The organism is Paenarthrobacter sp. NPDC057355, from assembly GCF_042667405.1.
GTDB lineage: Bacteria > Actinomycetota > Actinomycetes > Actinomycetales > Micrococcaceae > Arthrobacter.
This window is the reverse complement of the sequence record NZ_JBHVAL010000029.1, coordinates 1-18387: the sequence shown is the minus strand read 5'-3', so window position 1 is coordinate 18387 and position 18387 is coordinate 1. Positions and strand designations below refer to the sequence as shown.

25 protein-coding genes are annotated in these 18387 nt (G+C 62.6%); 8 read left to right on the top strand and 17 right to left on the bottom strand.

The genetic code is table 11. The features are described 5' to 3' along the window. Nucleotides 1-92: 92 nt before the first annotated feature. Nucleotides 93-386 carry a DUF503 domain-containing protein gene (locus ACFUOZ_RS20435; RefSeq protein ID WP_377551639.1) on the top strand — a complete coding sequence of 98 codons (294 nt, stop codon included), beginning with the start codon at nucleotides 93-95 and terminating at the stop codon, nucleotides 384-386. Here ACFUOZ_RS20435 and ACFUOZ_RS20430 read toward each other — a convergent pair. Beyond that, nucleotides 383-1024 (bottom strand): GntR family transcriptional regulator, encoded by a 642-nt coding sequence (locus ACFUOZ_RS20430; RefSeq protein ID WP_377551637.1) that lies wholly within the window; start codon nucleotides 1022-1024, stop codon nucleotides 383-385. The two genes, ACFUOZ_RS20435 and ACFUOZ_RS20430, sit on opposite strands and share 4 nt — an antisense overlap. 191 nt (nucleotides 1025-1215) lie before the next feature. Here ACFUOZ_RS20430 and ACFUOZ_RS20425 point away from each other — a divergent pair, with 191 nt between their 5' ends. Genes ACFUOZ_RS20425 through ACFUOZ_RS20400 form a run of 6 tightly spaced genes read left to right on the top strand, consistent with a single transcriptional unit; the run spans nucleotide 1216 to nucleotide 6424 of the window. Next, a complete protein-coding gene (locus ACFUOZ_RS20425; RefSeq protein WP_377551634.1) occupies nucleotides 1216-2568 on the top strand; it encodes an MFS transporter in 1353 nt (450 codons plus the stop codon). A gap of 12 nt (nucleotides 2569-2580) precedes the next feature. Further along, on the top strand, nucleotides 2581-3375 hold the full coding sequence (locus tag ACFUOZ_RS20420; protein ID WP_377551632.1) for a carbon-nitrogen family hydrolase: 795 nt from the start codon (nucleotides 2581-2583) through the stop codon (nucleotides 3373-3375). A 7-nt stretch (nucleotides 3376-3382) separates the two neighbouring features. After that, on the top strand, nucleotides 3383-4066 hold the full coding sequence (locus tag ACFUOZ_RS20415; RefSeq protein ID WP_377551630.1) for a DUF2848 family protein: 684 nt from the start codon (nucleotides 3383-3385) through the stop codon (nucleotides 4064-4066). Further along, the gene (locus tag ACFUOZ_RS20410) at nucleotides 4066-5532 is read left to right on the top strand and encodes a 4-hydroxyphenylacetate 3-hydroxylase family protein (RefSeq protein ID WP_377551627.1); all 1467 of its coding nucleotides are present in this window, start codon (nucleotides 4066-4068) and stop codon (nucleotides 5530-5532) included. The genes ACFUOZ_RS20415 and ACFUOZ_RS20410 overlap by 1 nt, the downstream gene beginning before the upstream one ends. A gap of 3 nt (nucleotides 5533-5535) precedes the next feature. After that, complete coding sequence (locus ACFUOZ_RS20405; RefSeq protein WP_377551624.1) at nucleotides 5536-5898, top strand: cupin domain-containing protein; 363 nt, start codon at nucleotides 5536-5538, stop codon at nucleotides 5896-5898. A gap of 1 nt (nucleotide 5899) precedes the next feature. Beyond that, the gene (locus ACFUOZ_RS20400) at nucleotides 5900-6424 is read left to right on the top strand and encodes a flavin reductase family protein (protein ID WP_377551621.1); all 525 of its coding nucleotides are present in this window, start codon (nucleotides 5900-5902) and stop codon (nucleotides 6422-6424) included. A gap of 83 nt (nucleotides 6425-6507) precedes the next feature. Here ACFUOZ_RS20400 and ACFUOZ_RS20395 read toward each other — a convergent pair whose 3' ends face one another. From ACFUOZ_RS20395 to ACFUOZ_RS20340, 12 genes are all read right to left on the bottom strand, one after another. Then, on the bottom strand, nucleotides 6508-6831 hold the full coding sequence (locus ACFUOZ_RS20395) for a putative quinol monooxygenase (RefSeq protein WP_377551657.1): 324 nt from the start codon (nucleotides 6829-6831) through the stop codon (nucleotides 6508-6510). A 59-nt stretch (nucleotides 6832-6890) separates the two neighbouring features. Beyond that, nucleotides 6891-7433 carry a GNAT family N-acetyltransferase gene (locus tag ACFUOZ_RS20390; protein WP_377551619.1) on the bottom strand — a complete coding sequence of 181 codons (543 nt, stop codon included), beginning with the start codon at nucleotides 7431-7433 and terminating at the stop codon, nucleotides 6891-6893. A gap of 98 nt (nucleotides 7434-7531) precedes the next feature. Continuing rightward, complete coding sequence (locus tag ACFUOZ_RS20385; RefSeq protein WP_377551617.1) at nucleotides 7532-8425, bottom strand: carbohydrate ABC transporter permease; 894 nt, start codon at nucleotides 8423-8425, stop codon at nucleotides 7532-7534. After that, a complete protein-coding gene (locus ACFUOZ_RS20380) occupies nucleotides 8425-9450 on the bottom strand; it encodes a carbohydrate ABC transporter permease (protein ID WP_377551614.1) in 1026 nt (341 codons plus the stop codon). The genes ACFUOZ_RS20385 and ACFUOZ_RS20380 overlap by 1 nt, the downstream gene beginning before the upstream one ends. Continuing rightward, entirely contained in the window at nucleotides 9447-10856 is a 1410-nt protein-coding gene (ngcE, locus tag ACFUOZ_RS20375; RefSeq protein WP_377551612.1) for an N-acetylglucosamine/diacetylchitobiose ABC transporter substrate-binding protein, read from the bottom strand. Before ngcE ends, ACFUOZ_RS20380 begins: the two co-directional genes overlap by 4 nt. Before the next feature lie 373 nt (nucleotides 10857-11229). Beyond that, on the bottom strand, nucleotides 11230-11640 hold the full coding sequence (locus tag ACFUOZ_RS20370) for an MmcQ/YjbR family DNA-binding protein (RefSeq protein ID WP_377551610.1): 411 nt from the start codon (nucleotides 11638-11640) through the stop codon (nucleotides 11230-11232). 38 nt (nucleotides 11641-11678) lie between these two features. After that, nucleotides 11679-12509, bottom strand: coding sequence for a polysaccharide deacetylase family protein (locus ACFUOZ_RS20365; protein WP_377551607.1), 831 nt, complete (start codon nucleotides 12507-12509; stop codon nucleotides 11679-11681). Between the two features lie 84 nt (nucleotides 12510-12593). After that, nucleotides 12594-13019, bottom strand: a complete 426-nt coding sequence (locus ACFUOZ_RS20360; protein WP_377551605.1) for a CoA-binding protein — start codon at nucleotides 13017-13019, stop codon at nucleotides 12594-12596. A gap of 57 nt (nucleotides 13020-13076) precedes the next feature. Further along, on the bottom strand, nucleotides 13077-13892 hold the full coding sequence (locus ACFUOZ_RS20355) for a hypothetical protein (RefSeq protein WP_377551603.1): 816 nt from the start codon (nucleotides 13890-13892) through the stop codon (nucleotides 13077-13079). Then, nucleotides 13889-14443 carry an RNA polymerase sigma factor gene (locus ACFUOZ_RS20350; protein WP_377551600.1) on the bottom strand — a complete coding sequence of 185 codons (555 nt, stop codon included), beginning with the start codon at nucleotides 14441-14443 and terminating at the stop codon, nucleotides 13889-13891. The genes ACFUOZ_RS20355 and ACFUOZ_RS20350 overlap by 4 nt, the downstream gene beginning before the upstream one ends. Before the next feature lie 261 nt (nucleotides 14444-14704). Further along, nucleotides 14705-15307 carry a TetR/AcrR family transcriptional regulator gene (locus ACFUOZ_RS20345; protein WP_377551597.1) on the bottom strand — a complete coding sequence of 201 codons (603 nt, stop codon included), beginning with the start codon at nucleotides 15305-15307 and terminating at the stop codon, nucleotides 14705-14707. Continuing rightward, nucleotides 15304-16365 (bottom strand): saccharopine dehydrogenase, encoded by a 1062-nt coding sequence (locus ACFUOZ_RS20340; RefSeq protein ID WP_377551595.1) that lies wholly within the window; start codon nucleotides 16363-16365, stop codon nucleotides 15304-15306. Before ACFUOZ_RS20340 ends, ACFUOZ_RS20345 begins: the two co-directional genes overlap by 4 nt. Before the next feature lie 127 nt (nucleotides 16366-16492). On the opposite strand from ACFUOZ_RS20340, the gene ACFUOZ_RS20335 reads away from it, so the two are divergent. Then, complete coding sequence (locus tag ACFUOZ_RS20335) at nucleotides 16493-16681, top strand: hypothetical protein (RefSeq protein ID WP_281452666.1); 189 nt, start codon at nucleotides 16493-16495, stop codon at nucleotides 16679-16681. 50 nt (nucleotides 16682-16731) lie between these two features. On the opposite strand, the gene ACFUOZ_RS20330 is transcribed toward ACFUOZ_RS20335, so the two are convergent. The 4 genes from ACFUOZ_RS20330 to ACFUOZ_RS20315 all read right to left on the bottom strand — a co-directional run. Then, a complete protein-coding gene (locus ACFUOZ_RS20330) occupies nucleotides 16732-17187 on the bottom strand; it encodes an iron chaperone (RefSeq protein ID WP_377551593.1) in 456 nt (151 codons plus the stop codon). Nucleotides 17188-17380: 193 nt separating this feature from the next. Then, nucleotides 17381-17680 carry a hypothetical protein gene (locus ACFUOZ_RS20325; protein ID WP_377551590.1) on the bottom strand — a complete coding sequence of 100 codons (300 nt, stop codon included), beginning with the start codon at nucleotides 17678-17680 and terminating at the stop codon, nucleotides 17381-17383. Beyond that, the gene (locus ACFUOZ_RS20320; protein ID WP_377551588.1) at nucleotides 17670-18110 is read right to left on the bottom strand and encodes a hypothetical protein; all 441 of its coding nucleotides are present in this window, start codon (nucleotides 18108-18110) and stop codon (nucleotides 17670-17672) included. Before ACFUOZ_RS20320 ends, ACFUOZ_RS20325 begins: the two co-directional genes overlap by 11 nt. Before the next feature lie 61 nt (nucleotides 18111-18171). Then, nucleotides 18172-18387: hypothetical protein (locus ACFUOZ_RS20315; protein WP_377551586.1), on the bottom strand; the 216-nt coding region annotated here is incomplete at its 5' end.

The window sequence follows — 18387 nt, the reverse complement described above, 5'->3', positions numbered from 1 at the left end:
ATTCCGTCAAGACGCAACGCGGGGTCACTTTTGGCCCATAAAAGCCCCTGACATGGGCCTTAAGTGACCCCGCGTTGCTGTTGAATGGGTTCATGTGGATCGGGTGGATCGAATTCGACGTCCTGCTGGGCGACGTTCACAGCCTCAAGGAGAAGCGCTCGCTGGTGCGCCCCCTGGTGGCCGAACTCAAGCGCCGGTTTGAAGTATCGGCGGCCGAGACCGGCCTCCAGGACCAGCACAGGCGCGCGTTGATCGGTGCCGCGCTGGTGGCTCCGGACCACGCCCACCTTCAGCAAATGCTCGACGCCGTTGAACGGTTCGTGGCCGCCCGGCCTGAGTTTGAGCTGCTCAGCGCGCGGCAGCGGGAGCTGCACAGCGAGGACTAGTACCCAATGACGGCCCAGCGCGTGGATTCCAGGTGCGCATCAATGGCCTGATGTGCGGCCTCAATGCTGCGGCTGCGGAGGGCATCCACGATCAACTGATGCTCCCTGAGCACATCACCGGCGCGGTCGGTCTCCTGCGTCACCGCCCGGACACCTATCCTGAGTTGCCGCTGCCGCAAAGAGGCGTAGAAGTCAGCGAGGATAGGGTTGGCCCCGGACCGGACCATGAGCGTGTGGAATTCCGTGTCCAGCTCAATGAACCGGGCGGGATCTTCCTTGGCTTCCCGCTGCTGGTCAATGATGCGTTGGAAGGCGTCGAGTTGGCTCTCCGGCATGGACTCCAGCGCCAGGACCGCCCACTTTTCCACTACTGATCGCGCCTGCAGGATGGCCCTCACGTCAGGGTCCGAGATTGGCGGAACGTACGCACCCTTGTGCGGAATCCGCTTCACAAAACCTTCAGCCTCCAGCCGCAGCAGTGCCTCGCGGACAGGCGTCCTTGAGGTCCCGGTGGACTTGGCGAGAACTGCCTCGTTGAGGAAGGTTTCCTCATCCCGCGGGATCGCGGAGATATAGCTTTTCATCCACTGGTAGGCCACCTCGGGCTGCGACTGTGCAGTGGGAGTCGTCTGGATCATGGAGAGCCTTTCTCGCGATGCCCAGTATACGAGTTGCATTCAGGGACGTTGGGTATAGACAGGTTGTATACAACTAGTCTACAGTGAAATTCCAGTGATCCCCCTCACTGATTTGGAACCCCTCATCTCCGTGGGAGACCGGCCGAGCCATTCCCCAAGGGCCAGGTCCCCACCCGCAAAAGGATCCCCACATGACCGATTTGAAGAAGGCAGAACTGAGGCAGCAGAAGCACTCAAGCCTGCCCGTAGTGGCAGCTTCGAGCCTGGCCGGAACGGCCGTTGAATGGTACGACTTCTTTCTCTATGGCACTGCCGCCGCATTGGTTTTCAACAAGCTCTACTTCCCCACGGACGATCCCCTGGTCGGCACGATGCTCGCCCTGGGCACATTTGCCGCAGGCTTCCTGGCCCGCCCGCTCGGCGCCATCGTGTTGGGCCACTTGGGTGACAAGCACGGTCGCCGCGCAACACTCGTGGCAAGCCTCATGCTCATGGGTATCGCCACCGCCCTCATTGCCTTCATCCCCGCCTACGCGGCAATCGGCCTGGCAGCACCGTTGCTGCTCCTGCTGCTGCGCCTGGTCCAGGGTTTCGCACTCGGCGGAGAATGGGGCGGCGCCGTCCTCCTCGTCTCCGAACACAGCAACGACAGCTCCCGGCGGGCATTCTGGTCCTCATGGCCCAACATGGGCCCACCCCTGGGCAACCTCATGGCAGCCGGTGTCCTCGCCGTCCTGGCCGCCACCATGCCTGAAAGCGAATTCCTTGCCTGGGGCTGGCGCATAGCCTTCGGACTGTCCGCACTCCTTGTCATCATCGGACTGATCCTGCGGCTCTACGTCCAGGAAACCCCGCTGTTCAAGGAAGCACAGCGCAAGCGCGAAGCCGAGGCAGCGACAGAACGCAAAATGCCCCTGGCCATCCTGTTCCGCCGCAACTGGCGCGAAATCCTCATCGCAACCGGCAGCCGCATGGGCGAGAACGCCGGCTTTTACATCTACTCGCTGTTCATCATCACTTACGTCACCCAGATCATGGGCCAGCCTCGGCAAACGGGTTTGACCGCCGTCATGATCGGCCAGGCGGTCGCCGTCGTCGCCATTCCCATCCTGGCCCTCTACGCAGACAAGGTGGGCCGCAAGCCCATCATGATCGGAGCCTCAATCGCCACGGTGGTGTGGGCCTTTGCCTTCTTCGCCCTGCTCAACACCGGCCAGGCGTGGGGCATCATCGCCGCTGCAGTCGGTGGCCTGCTGATCTTCGCCGCCTACAGCTCAGTGATCGGCGCGTTCTTCTCCGAACTGTTCCCAACTGACGTCCGGTACAGCGGTACCTCCGTGGCCTACAACCTGGCCTCGCTGATCGCAGGATCCTTGTCCCCCATCATCGCTTTGGCCCTCTACAGCGCCTTCGGCACCGGCTACGCCATTGGTATCTACCTGGCCGCGATGGGCGTGATCTCCATGGTCTCGGTGATGTTCGCGAAGGAAACCAAGGGCCTCCGGCTCAGCGACCTTGACGAACAGCCCAGCAACACCAAGTAAGGAAACCCTCGAATGAAAATCGCACTCGTCCAGGTGGCAAGCCCGGACACCGAAAGCCGCGAGGACCGGATTGACCGGGTGGAAGCCCTCCTCCGGAACATCACCGGCGCTGAGCTGATCGTGCTCCCGGAACTGTGGAGCGCAGGCTACTTCCACTTCGACGAATACGCCGATTTGGCAGAAACGCTTTCCGGTCCCACCGTTTCCATGTGCTCGCGGGTTGCCAAGGACCTGGGTGTGCACCTGCACTTGGGCAGCATCATCGAGGCCGGGGAAAACGGACAGCTCAGCAACACCTCCATCCTGCTGGGACCGGATGGCAGCGTGGTCCACACCTATCGGAAGATCCACGTCTTTGGTTACAAGTCCAAAGAAGCGGAACTGCTCACGGCAGGAACCTCGCTGCCGGTAGTAAAACTTCCTTTCGGGGCCACGGCCGGAATCACCTGCTACGACCTCCGCTTCCCCGGGCTGTGGATGGAGCTCAGCACCCGCGGCGCGGAAATCGTGATTGTCCCGGCGGCCTGGCCCGCAGCGCGGCGCGAACATTGGCGGCTGCTCACCACAGCGAGGGCTTTGGAGCACCAGATCTTCGTGGTCGCCTGCAATGCCGCGGGTACCCAGGAAGGCGTGGAGCTGGGAGGCCACAGCCGCGTCGTCGACCCGGCCGGGAACGTGCTCGCGGAGGCTGACGCAGACGAGTCCGTGCTCCTGGTGGACATCAATCCAGCCCAAATCGGCACAGTCCGCGGGGAATTCCCGGTGATCAATGATCGCCTCGCGAGCTACCAAACCCTGACCGTTTAGGAGAACCATGGAAACAACACGGCAAGTCCCACTGACCTTCAGGGTGGTGGACACGGACACAACAATCACGCTCACGGACTTCCACGCAGTGGTGGCAGGCTACACGGGCCGAGATCCGAAAGCAGTCCAGCACCACATCGATGAACTCGCGGCCATCGGGGTTGCACCCCCTCCCGAGGTGCCAATGTTCTACCGCATGGACTCCGACCTCTTCGAGACCACGGGCGAGCACGACACCAGCACCAACCTGACCTCCGGCGAGATCGAACCCCTGTACATCCGCCACGACGGCAAGTTCTACCTGGGCATCGGCTCGGACCATACGGACCGTGACATCGAGGCCGAGGACATCGGCGATTCCAAGCGGGCTTGCCCCAAGCCTGTCGCCGGTGAGGTCATCGCCGTCGAAAATCTCGAGAACCTGGACCTGGACCAATGCACCGCACGCTCCTGGGTGGACGGCGAGCTGTACCAGGAAGGTCCGCTGAGCGGCCTGCGCAAGCCGGCCGACGTCGTCGAACGCCTTTTGGCCCGCACCGACATTGGTGAGGCCGACTTCATGTGCCTCGGCGGCACTTTGCCGCTGCTGAACGGAAAGTTCGTTGACGGAACTTCCTGGAAGTTGGAGCTCTCGTTCCCGAATGGGACCACCATTGAACATAACTACAAAATCAAGAAAGGCTCACTCTGATGAGGACCGGAAAAGAGTACCTGAAGTCCCTGAACGACGGCCGGACGGTGATCCTCGACGGCGAGGTGGTCGGCAACGTGCTGGAACACCCGGCCTTCGCCAAGGTTGCCCACACCATGTCCGAGCTGTTCGACATCGCAGCGGACCCCGCCAACGGCATGCAGTTTCATTCCGAGGAGATCGATGGGCCGGCCAACCGGACCTTCGCAGCTCCCCGCACGCAGGAGGAACTGGTCCTGCGCCGCCAGGCCATCGAAACCTGGGCCAAGCACACGCACGGCTGGGTAGGCCGCAGCCCCGACCACGTCGGTACGTTCTTTGCAGCATTCGGCTCGCACCCGGACGTGTTCGCCAATGACGAGCGTGACTTCGCCGGCAACGTGGAGCGCTACTACAAGAAGGTCCTGGCCGAGAACCTGTACCTTTCCTACGCAATCATTCCTCCGCAGGTCTCCCGCGCAACCACAGCGTCAGGGTGGGAAGGCGAATACCTGCAGGTCGGCGTCGTGCGCGAAACCGAGGAGGGCATTGTTGTCCGCGGTTCGCAGATGCTGGCCACCGGCGCGGCTATCGCCGACGAAGTCTTTGTCACCTGCATCAAGCCGCTGGGGCCGGACGACGTCGATTTCGCCGTCAGCTTCGCCATTCCGGTGGCCACCGACGGGCTGAAGCTGTACTGCCGCCGCCCGTTCGCACCGGCCGCCACCAGCGACTTCGACTACCCGCTCACCAGCCACTACGACGAGCCCGACGCCCTGGTGGTCTTCGACGACGTCCTCATCCCGTGGGACCGCGTGTTCATCAACCGGAACATCGAGACGCTCCGCCGGCAGTTCTTCGACACCGGTGCCCACGCCCTGGGCAACTGGCAGGCCCAGATCCGCTTCTCCACCAAGCTGAAGTTCATCGCTTCGGTGGCCCGCAAGGTCACGCAGGTCAACGGTACGGACAAGATCCCGGGCGTCCAGGAGAAGCTCGGCGAGCTGGCCGCGATTGTGCAGTCGGTCGAGTCGGCGGTCCTCGCCGCTGAATACACCGCAACGACGGACGACGCCGGCATGCGGGTTCCGGGAAAGCCGGCACTTTACGGGGCCATGGGCTTGCAGTCGGAGACGTACCCCCGCGTTATTTCGATCCTCCGGGACCTGGTGGGCGGCGGCGTGCTCCAGTTGCCCTCCAGCATCGCGGACATGACCAGCAACGTGACCCGGCCGGACATGGAACGCTACGTCCAGTCGCCCGGCGTCGCCAGCGAGGAACGCGTCAAGCTGTTCAAGCTCGCCTGGGACATCATCGGCTCCGAGTTCGCCGGCCGGCACCAGCAGTACGAGATGTTCTACGCCGGAGCACCGTTCGTGGTCCGTGGCGCGTACACGTACCGCAACTACGGCTACGACGCACTGGTGGCCGAGCTGGACAAGTTCCTGGGTTCGTACAGCATCAGCTCAGAATCGGAAGGAATCTAAACCATGGCAAAGCCCGAATTCGAGTTCACCCCTGTTTCCTCGGTGGAGTTCGCGCCCTGCAACCCGCACATCGAGGGCCTGTCCGAGGCCATCCTCGCCCGGGATTCCGACAACGACTCCGTCACCCGGATCCTGAAGTTCGAGCCAGGCACGGACACCTCACCCAACGGCGTCCTGACGCACGATTTCTGGGAAGAAGTGTTCATTTTCGAGGGTTCGTTCGTGGACCAGCGCCTGGGCAAGACCTTCAAGGCCGGCGACTGGGCCACACGGCCGCCGGGCATGGAGCACGGCCCGTGGGTTTCGGAAAACGGCGCCAAGATGTTCGAAGTCCGCTATTACACGGATTCAGACCGGAGCAACTGACATGAGCCTCGCACCGCTTTTCACAGTTCCCGATGCCATGGGCATGCGCCGCGCGATGGGCCGCTTCCTCACCGGCGTCGCCGTCGTGACCACCAAACACGAGGACGAGCTCTACGGGATGACCATCAGCTCGCTCACGTCCATCAGCCTGGAGCCGCCCATCCTGATGATTTCGCTGAACTTCGGCACCCGCACCGGAGATGCCTTGCTGGAGAGCGGCAAGTTCGCCGTCTCCATCCTCGGCTCCAAGCAGGAGTCCATCGCACGCCGTTTCGCGGTGCGCGGCGGGAACCGCTTCGACGAGGGAGACTTCGACGTCACCGAAAGCGGCTTGCCGGTGATCAAGGGCGCCCTCGCCCAGGCGGACTGCACGGTGGTGCAGACGTACGACGTCGGCGATCACCAGGTCTTCTTCGGACAGGTCACCACGTGCCGGGACCGGGACGGCGAGGTGCTCGCCTTCAAGGCCGGCCGCTTCGGTTCGTTCAACGACTTCGGCCACGCCGAGATCCCCTGGATGTTCTAGCCGGCTCCGTGAAAGCAACGCGGGGTCACTTATGGCCCATAAATCCCCTTGGGATGGGCCATAAGTGACCCCGCGTTGCTGTATTACGCCTCGATGGTCAGCTCGCCCATGCGGTCCCAGCCGTTGCCTTCGATCTGGCGGCTGATGATCTGGGGCGTCTCGGCGAGGGCCTGGGGCATGTCGGCCATGGCCTTCTTGAAGTGCGCGCTGTTGACGTGGGCCTCAGCGGCATCGTCCTGGAAGGCTTCCACCAAGACGAACTCGTTGGGGTTGTCCACGCTGCGGGACCAGTCGAACCACAGGTTCCCCGGCTCAGCGCGAGTGGACTCTGTGAAGTCTCCCACCAGGTCCAGCCAGCGCTCGGACCAGTCGGGCTTGACGTTGAACTTGACCACAATAAAGATCACGGTTGCTGCCTTTCGTTGCACTACGGTTCCCTACCATCCTGTCAGAAAGCTAAGGATGCTTAGTCGTGCAGGATGATCTGGTACAGGTTGTGGTCCTGCCAGGCCCCGGCGATGTTCAGGTAGTTCGGTGCCATGCCGATCTTGCGGAAGCCCGCTTTCAACAGCACCTGTTGGGAGCCAATGTTGTGCAGGAGGGTACCGGCCTCGAGCCGATGGAGCCTCAGCTCACTCCGCGCCTTCTCCACGATCAGCCTGACCGCGGCACTCGCCAGGCCGCCGCCGACGTAGTCTTTGTCAACCCAATAACCCAGCCCCCCGCTTTGGAACGGACCACGAACAATGCCTGCCAGGTTGAACCTGCCCACAATCGCATCGTCGGCCAGCAACGCCAAGGGGAACTGCTCCCCGGCCTCGTGGGCGGCCAAACGCTTGGCAATGTCTGCCGCCTGCCACTCCTCGGTGAAGTAGTCCTCGGAACGCACGGGCTCCCAGGAAGCCAGATGGTCCCGGTTGCGCACGTACGCAGCCGCGAGCGCGGCGGCGTCACCAGGACGCAGCAGCCGCATGATGACATCGTCGCGCACGAGGCAGGGTTCGAACATCAGCCCATGCTACGTCAACGCCCGACGGGGGCCCGCACCTGAGGTGCGGACCGCCGTCGGGCGTTTTAACTCGCTTGAGTTTATTCAGGGTTCCAGAATTACTTCATGGTTCCCTGGGAGACGGAACCCTGGAGCTGGCGCTGGAAGATGATGTAAACAATCAGTACCGGCACAACAGTGACTGTCACCGCCGCGAACAATGCCCCGAAGTCCACGGCGTAACCCATCTGGCCTGCGAAGGCCGCCAGGCCCTGGGACAGGACACGCGGACCGGCCGCGTTGATGGAAACCGGGATGAGGAACTGGTTCCACAGGCCCAGGAAGTTGAAAATGGCAACCGAGGCGAGACCCGGCTTGGCCATCGGCAACATGACCTGGAAGAACGTCCGCCACTCCCCTGCACCGTCCAATGCCGCGGCCTCGGTGATTTCGTGGGGCAGCGACTTGAAGAAGGAGAACAGGAAGAACACGGTGAACGGCAGGGCGAAGCCGACATACACCAGGATCAGGCCGGGCAAGGTATTCAACAGGCCCATGTTCTTCAGGACGAAGAACAACGGCACCATGGCCAGGAAGATCGGAAAGGTCAGGCCGGCGAGCATCAGGTAGTAGATCGCCCTGCTGCCAGGGAAGGTGTAGCACGCCAGGACGTAGGCACACATGGCGCCGAGGACCATCACGATCACCAGTGCGGAGCCTACAACGATCACGGAGTTCAGGAAGTAGCTTCCGATCCCGGCTTCGCTCCAGGCTTTGACGTAGTTGTCGAACCGCCACACGGATGGCAACGCGAATGGCGAGGCAAAGATCTCACTGGAGGTCTTGAACGAGGACATGAACGTCCACAGGAGCGGAAGGATCACGATCAGCGACCAAATGGTCAATGCGGCGTGCGAGACGGCGCCGACCACCTTGTCGCCGGGCGTGGTTGCCGGCGTCCTGGGCTGGAAGTGGAGGGATTTCATTTCCGGAGATGCGACCTTGGTAGTCATCAGTTGCTCACATCCTTGTCGCCGCCGGTGAGCCTGTTAACCGCGAACACCAGGCCGGAGAAGATCAGGGTGGTAATGGCCAGGACGACGCCCATGGCACTAGCCAGCCCGAACTGGCCCTTGCTGAAGGCCGTGAAGAACAATTGCTGGGCCATGACCAGCGTGGAGTTGTCCGGACCACCACCGGAGTTCAACGCCGCCATGTAGACGAAGGCATCCAAGGCCAGGATGCCCATGTAGATGTAGGCGGTCTGGATGTTGTCGCGGATCAGCGGGATGGTAATGGACACAGCCGTGCGGAAGCGGCCGGCGCCGTCAATCCTTGCGGCTTCGAAAAGTTCGGCGGGAATGCCCTTGATACCCGCCACGAACAGGACCATATAGAAGCCGACAAAGCCCCACACGATCACGAACATCGTGGCAATCATGGCCGTGTCCTTGTTGCCCAGCCAGGCGAAGTCCTTGAACTGTTCCAGGCCTATCCCCCGAAGGATGCCGTTGAGCAGGCCGCCCGAGGGATCGTAGATCTGGCCCCACATGATACCGATGGCGATGGCCGGAATCGTGTACGGGAAGAAGGAAACCACACGGTAGAAGCTTGAGTTCCGCAGCCCCTTGATCTGGCCCTTGCTGCTGCCGCCCACCGTCACCATGGTCGCGAGGACCAGGCTCAAAATGATGGTGACGATCGGCAGGACGATCACCAGGAGGATGTTATTCGACATGGCCTTCATGAAGATGTCGTCCGTGAAGATCTTCGTGTAGTTCTCGAAGCCAATGAAGTTCGGGTTGGGTGAGAAGCCTGACCAGTCGGTCAACGAGTACTGGAAGGCCTGGATGAAAGGCCAGATCACGAACAAGAGGTAGATTGCCAGCGGCAGCCCGAGGAACACCGCAAAGAAACTGACTTTGTCCCAGGTCAGCGGCTTCCGCCGCCTCTTGACCAACTGCGGTGGCGCCATCGCCGGAACGACGGCGGCCAGGCCGTCGTCGTTCCGGCTCTGCTTTGTTTTCACTACGGTCACTTCACTTCGATCTTCTTGACCGAGCTGTCGTTGCGGACCTTGTCGGTGATGTTCTGAAGGGCGGACGTCAGGGTTGCGACGTCCGACTTGCCGTCCAGGAAGGTGTTCCAGACGACCAGCTGGTCCTTGTTGGTCCCGTAGAGGTCAATGAAGTTCCAGGTGTAGACGTTGTCGCCGGCGTCACCCAGCATCTTGGTCTGCGATACCAGGGCGGTGGACCCGAAGCCATCGGCCGGGACGGTGTCCTTGACGATGGTCGGAGCCAACTTGGTCTTGGCGAAGTTGGTGGCAGCTTCCTTCGACAGCATGATGCGGAGCATTTCCTTGCCACCGGCAGCGTTCTTGCCCTGGGACGGGACGATGTAGGGCTCGCCGGCGGCGCTGTGGAGTGCGGTGTACGGCATCTTGGGGCTGGCGGTGACCGACGGGGCCGGAGCACCCATCATGTTGAAGCCTGCCTTGGTCTGGTCCTTCATCTCGTTTTCGATCCAGGAACCCGACGGGTAGAACACTGCCTCCTGGGCGTTGCTCCACTGTGCCTGGGCGGCCGTGAACTGGGTGCCCGAGCCGCCCGGCTTGAAGAACCCGGCCTTGACGATCTTGTCCAGCGCCGTGAAAACGGACTGGATGGCCGGGTGGGACCAGCAACCCTCCTTGAGGTTTTCCAGCCCGAGGCGGACTTCGTCCCCACCTTCCTTGATGGCGGAGGCGATGGCGAGTTCCTGGTAGTAGGTGGCGGCTTCTTTGCCCCACACGAACAGGTACTTGCCCTTGGCCTTCGCCTGCTCGCCGAGCGCGTACATTTCATCCCATGTCTTGGGAACGGTCCAACCGTTTTCCTTGAGCAGGGAATCGGAGTACCAGACGGCGTAGACGGTGAGCACGTAGTTCAGGGCTGCGAGCTTGCCATCGAAGGTACCCGGAGCCAGGACGCCTGTGTACAGGGTGTCCTTGATGACCTTGCCTTCGAGGTTCTTCGCCTCGACGACGGGGGTCAGGTCCTCAAGCTGGGCCAGGATGGTGCTGAAGCCGATAGCCTTGGCACCGGAGTTGTCGATCAGGTCCGGCGGGTTTCCGCCGACGAAGCGGGGCTGGAGTTCCTGGGCGATATCCGTGGACGGGGCGATCTTCGCGGTGGAACCCGAGTGCGTCTTTTCGAAGATCTTGCCGGCGAAATCCACATAGTCGATGCCGTAGCCGCCCTTGAAGATTACTGCGTCAAGAGTGGCCTTGTCCGCCATTCCGAACGGGTTGGTGTCAGAGACGGTGCCGGTGGGGCCGGTGTTAGTGCTGCCGCCTCCGGCAGCACAGGATGCAATGGTTCCCCCCATGGGCACGAGTACGGCTGCTGCGAGTGCTCCGCGCAGGAATCCACGGCGGCCGACGGACTGGTGCTGAATGGTCATTTCAATACCCCTTTTGTGACTCGTAAGGCCGACTCCGGCGGCTGGGGGCCGTCCAGTCGGACAGTCTGGGCTGACGCTCTGGCAGCACCAACCTTCGTGTGACATACTTCACCACGAATGATCGAAAATCAATATTTCTCAGCAGTTTCGATCAACATTTGTCAAAGCGTGATCTTTTCGCGGTCCCCCTGAAAGGGCCCTTCCGCAACCGGTGGCGGGCTTGCGTGCCAGCGCCCTGGAGTGCCAAGTCCCCTGTCTTTTAGCGGGATTTGAGCTGTCGTACCGCTCTGCAGATGCCAGTGTGAGGCTGCCGTTACCGTGCAGAAACACTCGTGACGCCACGCGCAAAGCAATCATCCATTGGCAGGGCTTGTCAGCCACCCTGCGGACGTGCCAACCGCGCCCACCCCAGTTGTTCCTGTTGCTTTCGGCTCAGGGTAGCCACCACCAGGTCATATGAGTCCTCCACCATGTCCCGGACCATGCCATCCGGCAGGGCACCATCCAGGCGGACGCCGTTCCAATGGGTCTTGTTCATGTGCCAGGCGCCAGTGATCTCCGGATGCGCGGCCCTGAGCTGCTCGGCAAGGGCAGGCTCGCACTTCAGGCTCACGGACCAGTTGTCCGGGTCCATGGCGGAGAGCGCGAACATCTTCGCTTCGTGCCTGGCACCACCGGATACGGCGGCGCGCACTTTGAACACGGACGTCTCGGGACCAAACGGAAAGTCCTCGAAGGCGCCCGGAAAACCAAGGCAGATTTCACGGAGCTGGGAAACGTCCATGGAGGGAGCCTACTGGCTTGTCACCGCCGCAGACACTCCTACGCCACCCCCAGAAAATCCTCGAGCAACACCACTTCCAGCCCCGCGGCCAGTTGTGCCGCCCGGAAAGCAGCGAGGTCGGCGGCGAACTCAGCCCTGAAATGCATGAGCACGATGTCGCCGGGACGGAGCGAGTTGCCCACCTGGTAGTCCATTTTTCCCGCGTTTGCCTTGGCTTCCCAGGTAATGATCGCTTTCATCCCCGCATCCGCGACCGCTTGGCGCATCACAGTGGAGTAGGCGCCGCCAGGCGGACGGAAGAGCGTGGGTCGGCGACCGAATTGCTGGAGGGCGTACTCCTGCATGCCCGCGATGTCGTTGAGCTGCTGCTGGTATCCCCACTGCCGCACCATGTTGATGTTGTGGGATGCCGTGTGGTTCTCCACCAGGCTGCCCTGAGCCTTGAATGCATTGAAGAACGCCGGGTTGTCCGCAATGGTGTCCTTGGTCAGGAACAGGGAGGCCGGGTAGTCGTACTCGGCCATGAGCTTGACCGACTCGGGGGTTTTGATGTTCCCGTCATCGATGGTCAGGAAAACCACAGGGTGCTTGGTAGGAATCTTGGTGATCACCGGCGCCAGGCCGCCGGCGATCGGTGGCAGTTGGAAATCCGGAATGAAGGTCCGCCGGATCCGCTTGGTCGCTGTGGGCGTTGGAGACGGCGTGGGCGTTGCCGAAGCGGAGGCAGTGGGTGTTGCCGCATCGCTGGGAGTGGGGTCCGCCGTCGAACTTTCCGCCCCTGCAGCCGGTGTGCAGGCAGTCAGGCCGGCCACTACGGAAGCGCCGAGGATGCTTAAGGCCGCCCGTCGGCTGGGAACGGATGAAGGCACTGAAGAATGGTCGCCACACATGGCTTTCCCCCGGGGCTAGAGAGACGAGTCAGCAGCAATCTAGCAGAAGAAAACGACCACCAATCACAGGCCGTAATGCCAGCCTTCACGTGCCGGGCACGCATTGACCACGACGTCGAGGCCGGCGTCCCGGGCGCGCTGCGTGGCGTCGTCGTCAAACACGCCAAGCTGGAGCCACACCGCCTTGGCCCCAACCGCAATGGCCTGGTCGATGACGGCACCAACGCGCTCGGAATTGACGAAGCAATCAACGACGTCGATCGGGTGCTTTTCGGCGGGAATGTCGGCCAGGCTTTTGTAGCCTTTCTCGCCGTGGACGTCCTCGCCCTTGAGGTTGACGGGGATGATCTCCATGCCCATTTTGTCCCGCACATACAGCGAAACATCATAGGCGGAGCGCCACTCGTTGTTGCTGAGGCCGACCACGGCCCACGTTCCTTTTGTCCGCATCAACCGCTCGACGACGGCGGGATCGTTGACGTGCATCATGAGCCCAGCCTACTGCCGGCGACGCGCGGGAATCACGGCTGACGCCCGTGGCAGTCCCTAACGTTCCACCGGTTTCTTTGCCTGCTTCAATTTTGCGGCCTGGGCTTTCAGCTGCCCCAAGGGAAGCTGTTCGGCGCGGGGAAGCCCCAGGGCGGGAGGGGCAGGCAGCTTCTGCAGCAAGGGTGCCGGCTTGGACGCAGTCGCACTGCGGCCGGGAACAGCAGGGACCGGGGCAGCAGCGACTGCATGGGCCGGCGCCGGTACGACGGCGGTGACCGGGTTCGGTTGAACCGGTTGCGGTGCCGCCGCGGGAACCTGCGCCGGGCGCGGCGCCGGGGCTCCGGCCGCCGCAACCGGTCCGGGCTGACCGGGCTGGCCTGGTTGGGCGGGCTGGCTTGCTTGAACAGGCTGGCCTGCATGAACAGGCTGGCCTGCCTGCAGGTCCTGCGGGATCGCAGCGGGATCTGCAGATGGGGCAGGGACAGTGCTCACTTTGGGGGCATCCGGGGCGAGCAAGACGGGAGTCTCCGCGGCCTGCTGGGAAGCGAGGCCCTCCCAGAGTCCTTGGAAAGACGGACTGCGCGTAAACCCGGAGCTCGCTGCAGCGACGCCGCTGACACCGAGTCCCATCGCCGCCACCACGGCAACGCCAACCACAGCGGTGCGGTGCTTGTGCCTCCAACGGCGCTTGGAAACGTCATCGTGCGGTCCGGCAAGCATGGCTGCCAATTCTTTACCGGGCTCGGGTGCGGCCGCATCGGCGAACTGGCCCACGGCCACAAGCGCCTGGCGAAGGTCACGGGCGTCGCCGAGATTGGCGTCGAGCAGAAGCTCGTCCACGATCTGTTCGCGTTCCAAATCCTTGAATGTCACGACGACACGTATTCCTTTACTGCCGAATGCTCACGGAGTGCTATGAGTGCCCGCCGTTGCAGCTGCTTCACTGCGCCGGCGGACTTCCCCATGATCCCGGCCACTTGCTCCACGGTCAGGCCTGCCACGATCCGCAGCGTCAACACTTCCCGCTGTTCTTCGCCCAGGAGTTCCAGAAGCGCCATCACTTCGTAGGGCGCGAACCGGAGCATGGCTTCGGCTTCTGCAGAGCTCGATTCCCGCGCATCCCGCTCGGGCTCGAACTCATGCTGATCCGGAGCCCGGCTTTCCTTCCGGTGCTCGTCCACCATGCGGGCGTGGGCTACCGAGAAGATGAAAGTCCTCAGGCCGCTGACGCCTCCGCTGATCCCATCCAACCGGGGCAGGACGGCCAGGAAAACGTCCTGCGTGGTTGCTTCCGGATCAGCGACGCCCTTGGCCGTCAAATATCCCAGGACCTGGCCCGCGTACGCCTGGTAGACAGCGCTGAACATTTCCGCGTTATTGCCTTGGAGCGCGTGAAGCGCTTCGTCGGTCAATGCGTCGGTCACAGAATTGGGACTTTCGATCGGCAGCTGGTCCAGGCTGGGAGCCAGGTCATCCGCCTTTCACAACGGGCGACCACACCAAGGGTAGCTGCTCCGCCGGGCCAGCCAAAGGAGAAACTCCCCGAGCCGCGGTAACTCCCGGACATGGAAGAGCCGAGCTGGAAGATGATGGGGGACAAATTCCAACTCGGCCCTTTCACTGACGTAATCGTCCGGGCACCCCATAGGGTTACGCAAAAGTAGAAAACTTTTTTTGCGCACCGCTTACTGCCCGTGAATCAACCACTGCGCGGTGCGGATGATTGCCTGGTCGCCTGGCGCAGTCCGCAGTCCGGCAATGCCCGAACGCGTAACAGCTGCACCCTCGAACAGGCTGACGATCGCGGCGGCGACGGCGCTGGCTTGCTGCTCCGAAAGCCCGGGCCTGCCGCGCCGGACCAGCCCCTGCACGTGCGCGGAGTACTGGGAGTAGAACCCCCGCAGGGCGCCGGCCGCTGCGTCCTCGGAGGCAGCGAGGGCCCAGATCTCGAGGTGCATCCTGACGTCTGCCATATCCGAATGTTCCTGGAGCAGGGCTGTCAGCAGGCGGTATGACTCCGCCTCTTCGAGATCACCCGAGGCTCCCGGCGAAAGGTCCACATCAGTGACATCGTTGAGTCGCTGGAGCGAACGCTCGAGTGCCCGCTCCAGGACTGCGCGAATGAGATCCGCCCGAGTGGGAAAGTAGTGCTGTAGGTGACCGATGCGTACCCCGGCGGCGGCTGCGAAATCCCGCATGGCAGCATTTGCGTTGCCTTTGGTGACCAGTACTTCTTCAGCGGCGTCCAGAAGGGCCGCCTTCCGGAGGGCGCCCTTGCTTTCGGTCATGACCTCAATATTGTCACACCGTATGACTCGAGTCGGGCGAGCTGCGCAGCTGGTTCCGGCGCCGATTCCGGGAATGACACACCCGGCAGGGCGTCATCGCGAAGTACCGTATGGAGCCCCAGGAGTCCACCCACGGCAGTAAGGTGCGCTTGGCCCAGGGGATCGGAAATGGTGGCGGTCCGGGAACCGCCTGAACCGCTTACATCCACCCGGATATGCGCTGTACCACCGGACCCGGGCGAGTAAAGGAGCGACCGCCGCAGCGGCGCCCACTTCTCTCCGCTCCCCCAGCGGAACAGCCCCACCGAGCGCGCGGCGAGCAACGCCGTCGTCGACGTATTGGAACTGAACCCGATTCTGGTGGCCACCGACCCCGCGCCCAGGGTGAGCGGCAGCGTGAACTGCTCGGGGGTGTCCAGCCGTGCGACTTTGGTGCGGTGCCCGGCGATATCCACCCAGCGGGTGTCAGTTAAAGGACGTACGACGGCGGCCTTACCGCCTTTTCGTGCTTCGAACTCCAGCCCCAGCCGGTCCATGAAGTCCACGGAGTCAACTCCGGCTTGGTCGTTGACGTCGTACCTGATGGAGATATCCACGTTGGACGCTCCGCCAAGTTCCTGGGCCAGGGCCGCGGCCACCGTGCTGGTGACGCCACCCATCCACCCTGAACTCAGGAGTACGGGGGCCGTTGGCTTCAACAAAGTGGCCAGGGTGATGGCGCGGGTCACCCTGCTGGTCCAGCGGGTGACGTCCACGTAGGGGATCCCCGCACTGACGGCGGCGCGAAGGACCCGGTCTTCGGGGTCGTTGACGGTGCTGATGACCGCCCTGACTGCGGCCTCGAACGGTTCGGGCTGGCTGAGGTCCCATTTTTCCACGGTGACGTTTTTGGCCGTTGGGTTTTCCTTTGCCAGGTGTGCTCCGCGGTCAGGGTTCCTGCCCGTCAGGAGCAGTGGCCAGTGGGCCGAAGCGTGCCGCGTGAGCGCGGTGCCCACAGTTCCGTAACCACCGACGATCAGAACAGGACCTGCGGGATCGAGAGTAAGAAGATCATTCATGACCCGATTCTAGGTCATATGACCTAAAAGTTGGAATCCCCTCCAAGTGGTGGCTTATCGGAGGGCACGTGTTTAGGCTGCTGTTATCTACCCCGAGCAACATTCACCAGTACGCAGAGGAGAGATCATGACGTTGCCCCCGACCCACGAGCCCGAGCCGTTCCCGCCGGACCCCGGTCCTGTTCCCCCGCCACCGGACCCCACCACGCCGTTTCCTCCGAGCCCCATTCCGGACCCCAACCCCACTCCGGGACCTTCGCCGGTACCCGACCCCGGCCCCGTCCCGCCAACCCCCAACCCGGACCCGACTTACTGACGGGCGGGGCCACGTCCGGCCCCGCCCAAGTCCGGAGCGGCCGCATCCAGCTAGCCGAGCGCCCTCTTAATAAGCTCCACGATCCTGGCTTCCACGTCCGGCGTGATTTCCTTAAGCGCAAAGGACGTGGGCCACATCGCTCCGTCGTCGAGCATGGCGTTCTCCTCGAAGCCGAGGGTCGCATAGCGAGACTTGAATTTGTCCGCGCTCTTGAAGAAGACAATGTTCTTGCCGTCCTTGGCGTAGGCCGGCATCCCGTACCAGGTCTTCGGTGCCAGCTCCGGAGCGTGTTCCTTAACAAGGGCGTGCAGGCGTTCAGCCATAACCTTGTCGGACTCCGGCATCTCCGCAATCTTGGCCATCACATCCGCCTCGCCGTCGGCTGCGCTTGCCTTCCTGCGCGGAGATTTCTTGAGTTCCTGCGCCCGCTCCTTCATCGCGGCGCGCTCATCCTCCGTGAAGCCCTCGTAGGACTTGCCCTTGCCCGCGGTTACTGTCCCAGCCATTGCCCGTCTCCTCAGTTGGTTTCGTTTTCCGATACCAAAACGCTACGACTGGCAGAGGCTGCGGGCTTCTCGAAAACTGCTCGATTACCCAACGACGGTACTGCGGTTGGGGCGGCTGCGGGTGAAGGGCAAGCGGGCCAACCCTTGCTCGGGGCGTTATCCCGCCAGGAGTCTTGGGTCGCGGGCCGGAGGGTTACTCGAAGGTGGTGACGTTGCTGGCGTGGACCTCACCGGTGGCTTGGTCGACGTCGAAGCGGCGCAGCGTGCCGCGGCCAACAGAATCTGCGGCCATCTGCGCCAGCCTCAATGCGTTGGCTGCACAGATGGACTCGGCACCGGTGGCGTAGCAGCGCGCCATGAAGGTCTTCGCCAGCCGAACCACCGCGACGTCGTCAAAGTAGGCCAGCAGAACATCCGGAGCCCGCTCCAGATCATTGCCCGGGGCATACAACTCGGTCAGTGCAGCGTGAACGGTACCCAGCTCAGCGGCCAACAGCCGCCCTGACCTCATTGAACTCGCGCTCGGTAAGGAGGTCCTGCGCGAACGCTCCCACCACCTGGTCCCATGTGCCCGGGATACGACCTTCGTGCGGGTACGGGGCGTCCTCGCCGTCCGTGTAGCTCAGGGACTTCAACCGTTCCAGCAGCTCCGGCCTCGGTGTGTCGTACGCAAACGCGCGAAGGAGGATCTCCTCAGGCGTTCCGCCCGAGAGGACCTCCGGGCGTCGCTCGATGGCTTTCAGCATCCGATGCACCTTTGCCTGGCTGGTCACCAGAACATCGGCGATCTCGCGCTGGTTCATGCCGCGTGACGAGGCGTTGTGAACTGCGCGCAGTTCATCAAGCAGATCTACCCGCTGGCGGGCCTGACGCTGCAGGGCACCACGATGCAGTGCTGCAAGATCACTGTCCATCACGATCACAGCTACTCCCCTTTCGACATACTCAGTCTACAGCTGTGATTCACGGTGAATCAACGCTCCCTTATATCAACACGACACTCGCTAGGGGGCTGCGGTTTTCTTGAGGTTTTCCTGAGGAAGTGTTGCGGGTTTGCAGGATTTGTTCTTGATCCAGGCCCGGCAAAGTAATTCCTGTCAGCCACACAGGCTGAAACAACAGGCCGGCCGGTCTCACGGTGGCCACAGGAAAGGAACACTGATCCCCATGGCCATCAGCCTCAAAACCACCACCGGCAAA

Coding starts and splice junctions, on each gene's coding strand:
- ACFUOZ_RS20435 (WP_377551639.1), top strand. CDS start 93: ATGTGGATCGGGTGGATCGAATTCGACGTCCTGCTGGGCGACGTTCAC.
- ACFUOZ_RS20430 (WP_377551637.1), bottom strand. CDS start 1,024: ATGATCCAGACGACTCCCACTGCACAGTCGCAGCCCGAGGTGGCCTAC.
- ACFUOZ_RS20425 (WP_377551634.1), top strand. CDS start 1,216: ATGACCGATTTGAAGAAGGCAGAACTGAGGCAGCAGAAGCACTCAAGC.
- ACFUOZ_RS20420 (WP_377551632.1), top strand. CDS start 2,581: ATGAAAATCGCACTCGTCCAGGTGGCAAGCCCGGACACCGAAAGCCGC.
- ACFUOZ_RS20415 (WP_377551630.1), top strand. CDS start 3,383: ATGGAAACAACACGGCAAGTCCCACTGACCTTCAGGGTGGTGGACACG.
- ACFUOZ_RS20410 (WP_377551627.1), top strand. CDS start 4,066: ATGAGGACCGGAAAAGAGTACCTGAAGTCCCTGAACGACGGCCGGACG.
- ACFUOZ_RS20405 (WP_377551624.1), top strand. CDS start 5,536: ATGGCAAAGCCCGAATTCGAGTTCACCCCTGTTTCCTCGGTGGAGTTC.
- ACFUOZ_RS20400 (WP_377551621.1), top strand. CDS start 5,900: ATGAGCCTCGCACCGCTTTTCACAGTTCCCGATGCCATGGGCATGCGC.
- ACFUOZ_RS20390 (WP_377551619.1), bottom strand. CDS start 7,433: ATGTTCGAACCCTGCCTCGTGCGCGACGATGTCATCATGCGGCTGCTG.
- ACFUOZ_RS20385 (WP_377551617.1), bottom strand. CDS start 8,425: ATGACTACCAAGGTCGCATCTCCGGAAATGAAATCCCTCCACTTCCAG.
- ngcE (WP_377551612.1), bottom strand. CDS start 10,856: ATGACCATTCAGCACCAGTCCGTCGGCCGCCGTGGATTCCTGCGCGGA.
- ACFUOZ_RS20370 (WP_377551610.1), bottom strand. CDS start 11,640: ATGGACGTTTCCCAGCTCCGTGAAATCTGCCTTGGTTTTCCGGGCGCC.
- ACFUOZ_RS20360 (WP_377551605.1), bottom strand. CDS start 13,019: ATGATGCACGTCAACGATCCCGCCGTCGTCGAGCGGTTGATGCGGACA.
- ACFUOZ_RS20345 (WP_377551597.1), bottom strand. CDS start 15,307: ATGACCGAAAGCAAGGGCGCCCTCCGGAAGGCGGCCCTTCTGGACGCC.
- ACFUOZ_RS20340 (WP_377551595.1), bottom strand. CDS start 16,365: ATGAATGATCTTCTTACTCTCGATCCCGCAGGTCCTGTTCTGATCGTC.
- ACFUOZ_RS20335 (WP_281452666.1), top strand. CDS start 16,493: ATGACGTTGCCCCCGACCCACGAGCCCGAGCCGTTCCCGCCGGACCCC.
- ACFUOZ_RS20330 (WP_377551593.1), bottom strand. CDS start 17,187: ATGGCTGGGACAGTAACCGCGGGCAAGGGCAAGTCCTACGAGGGCTTC.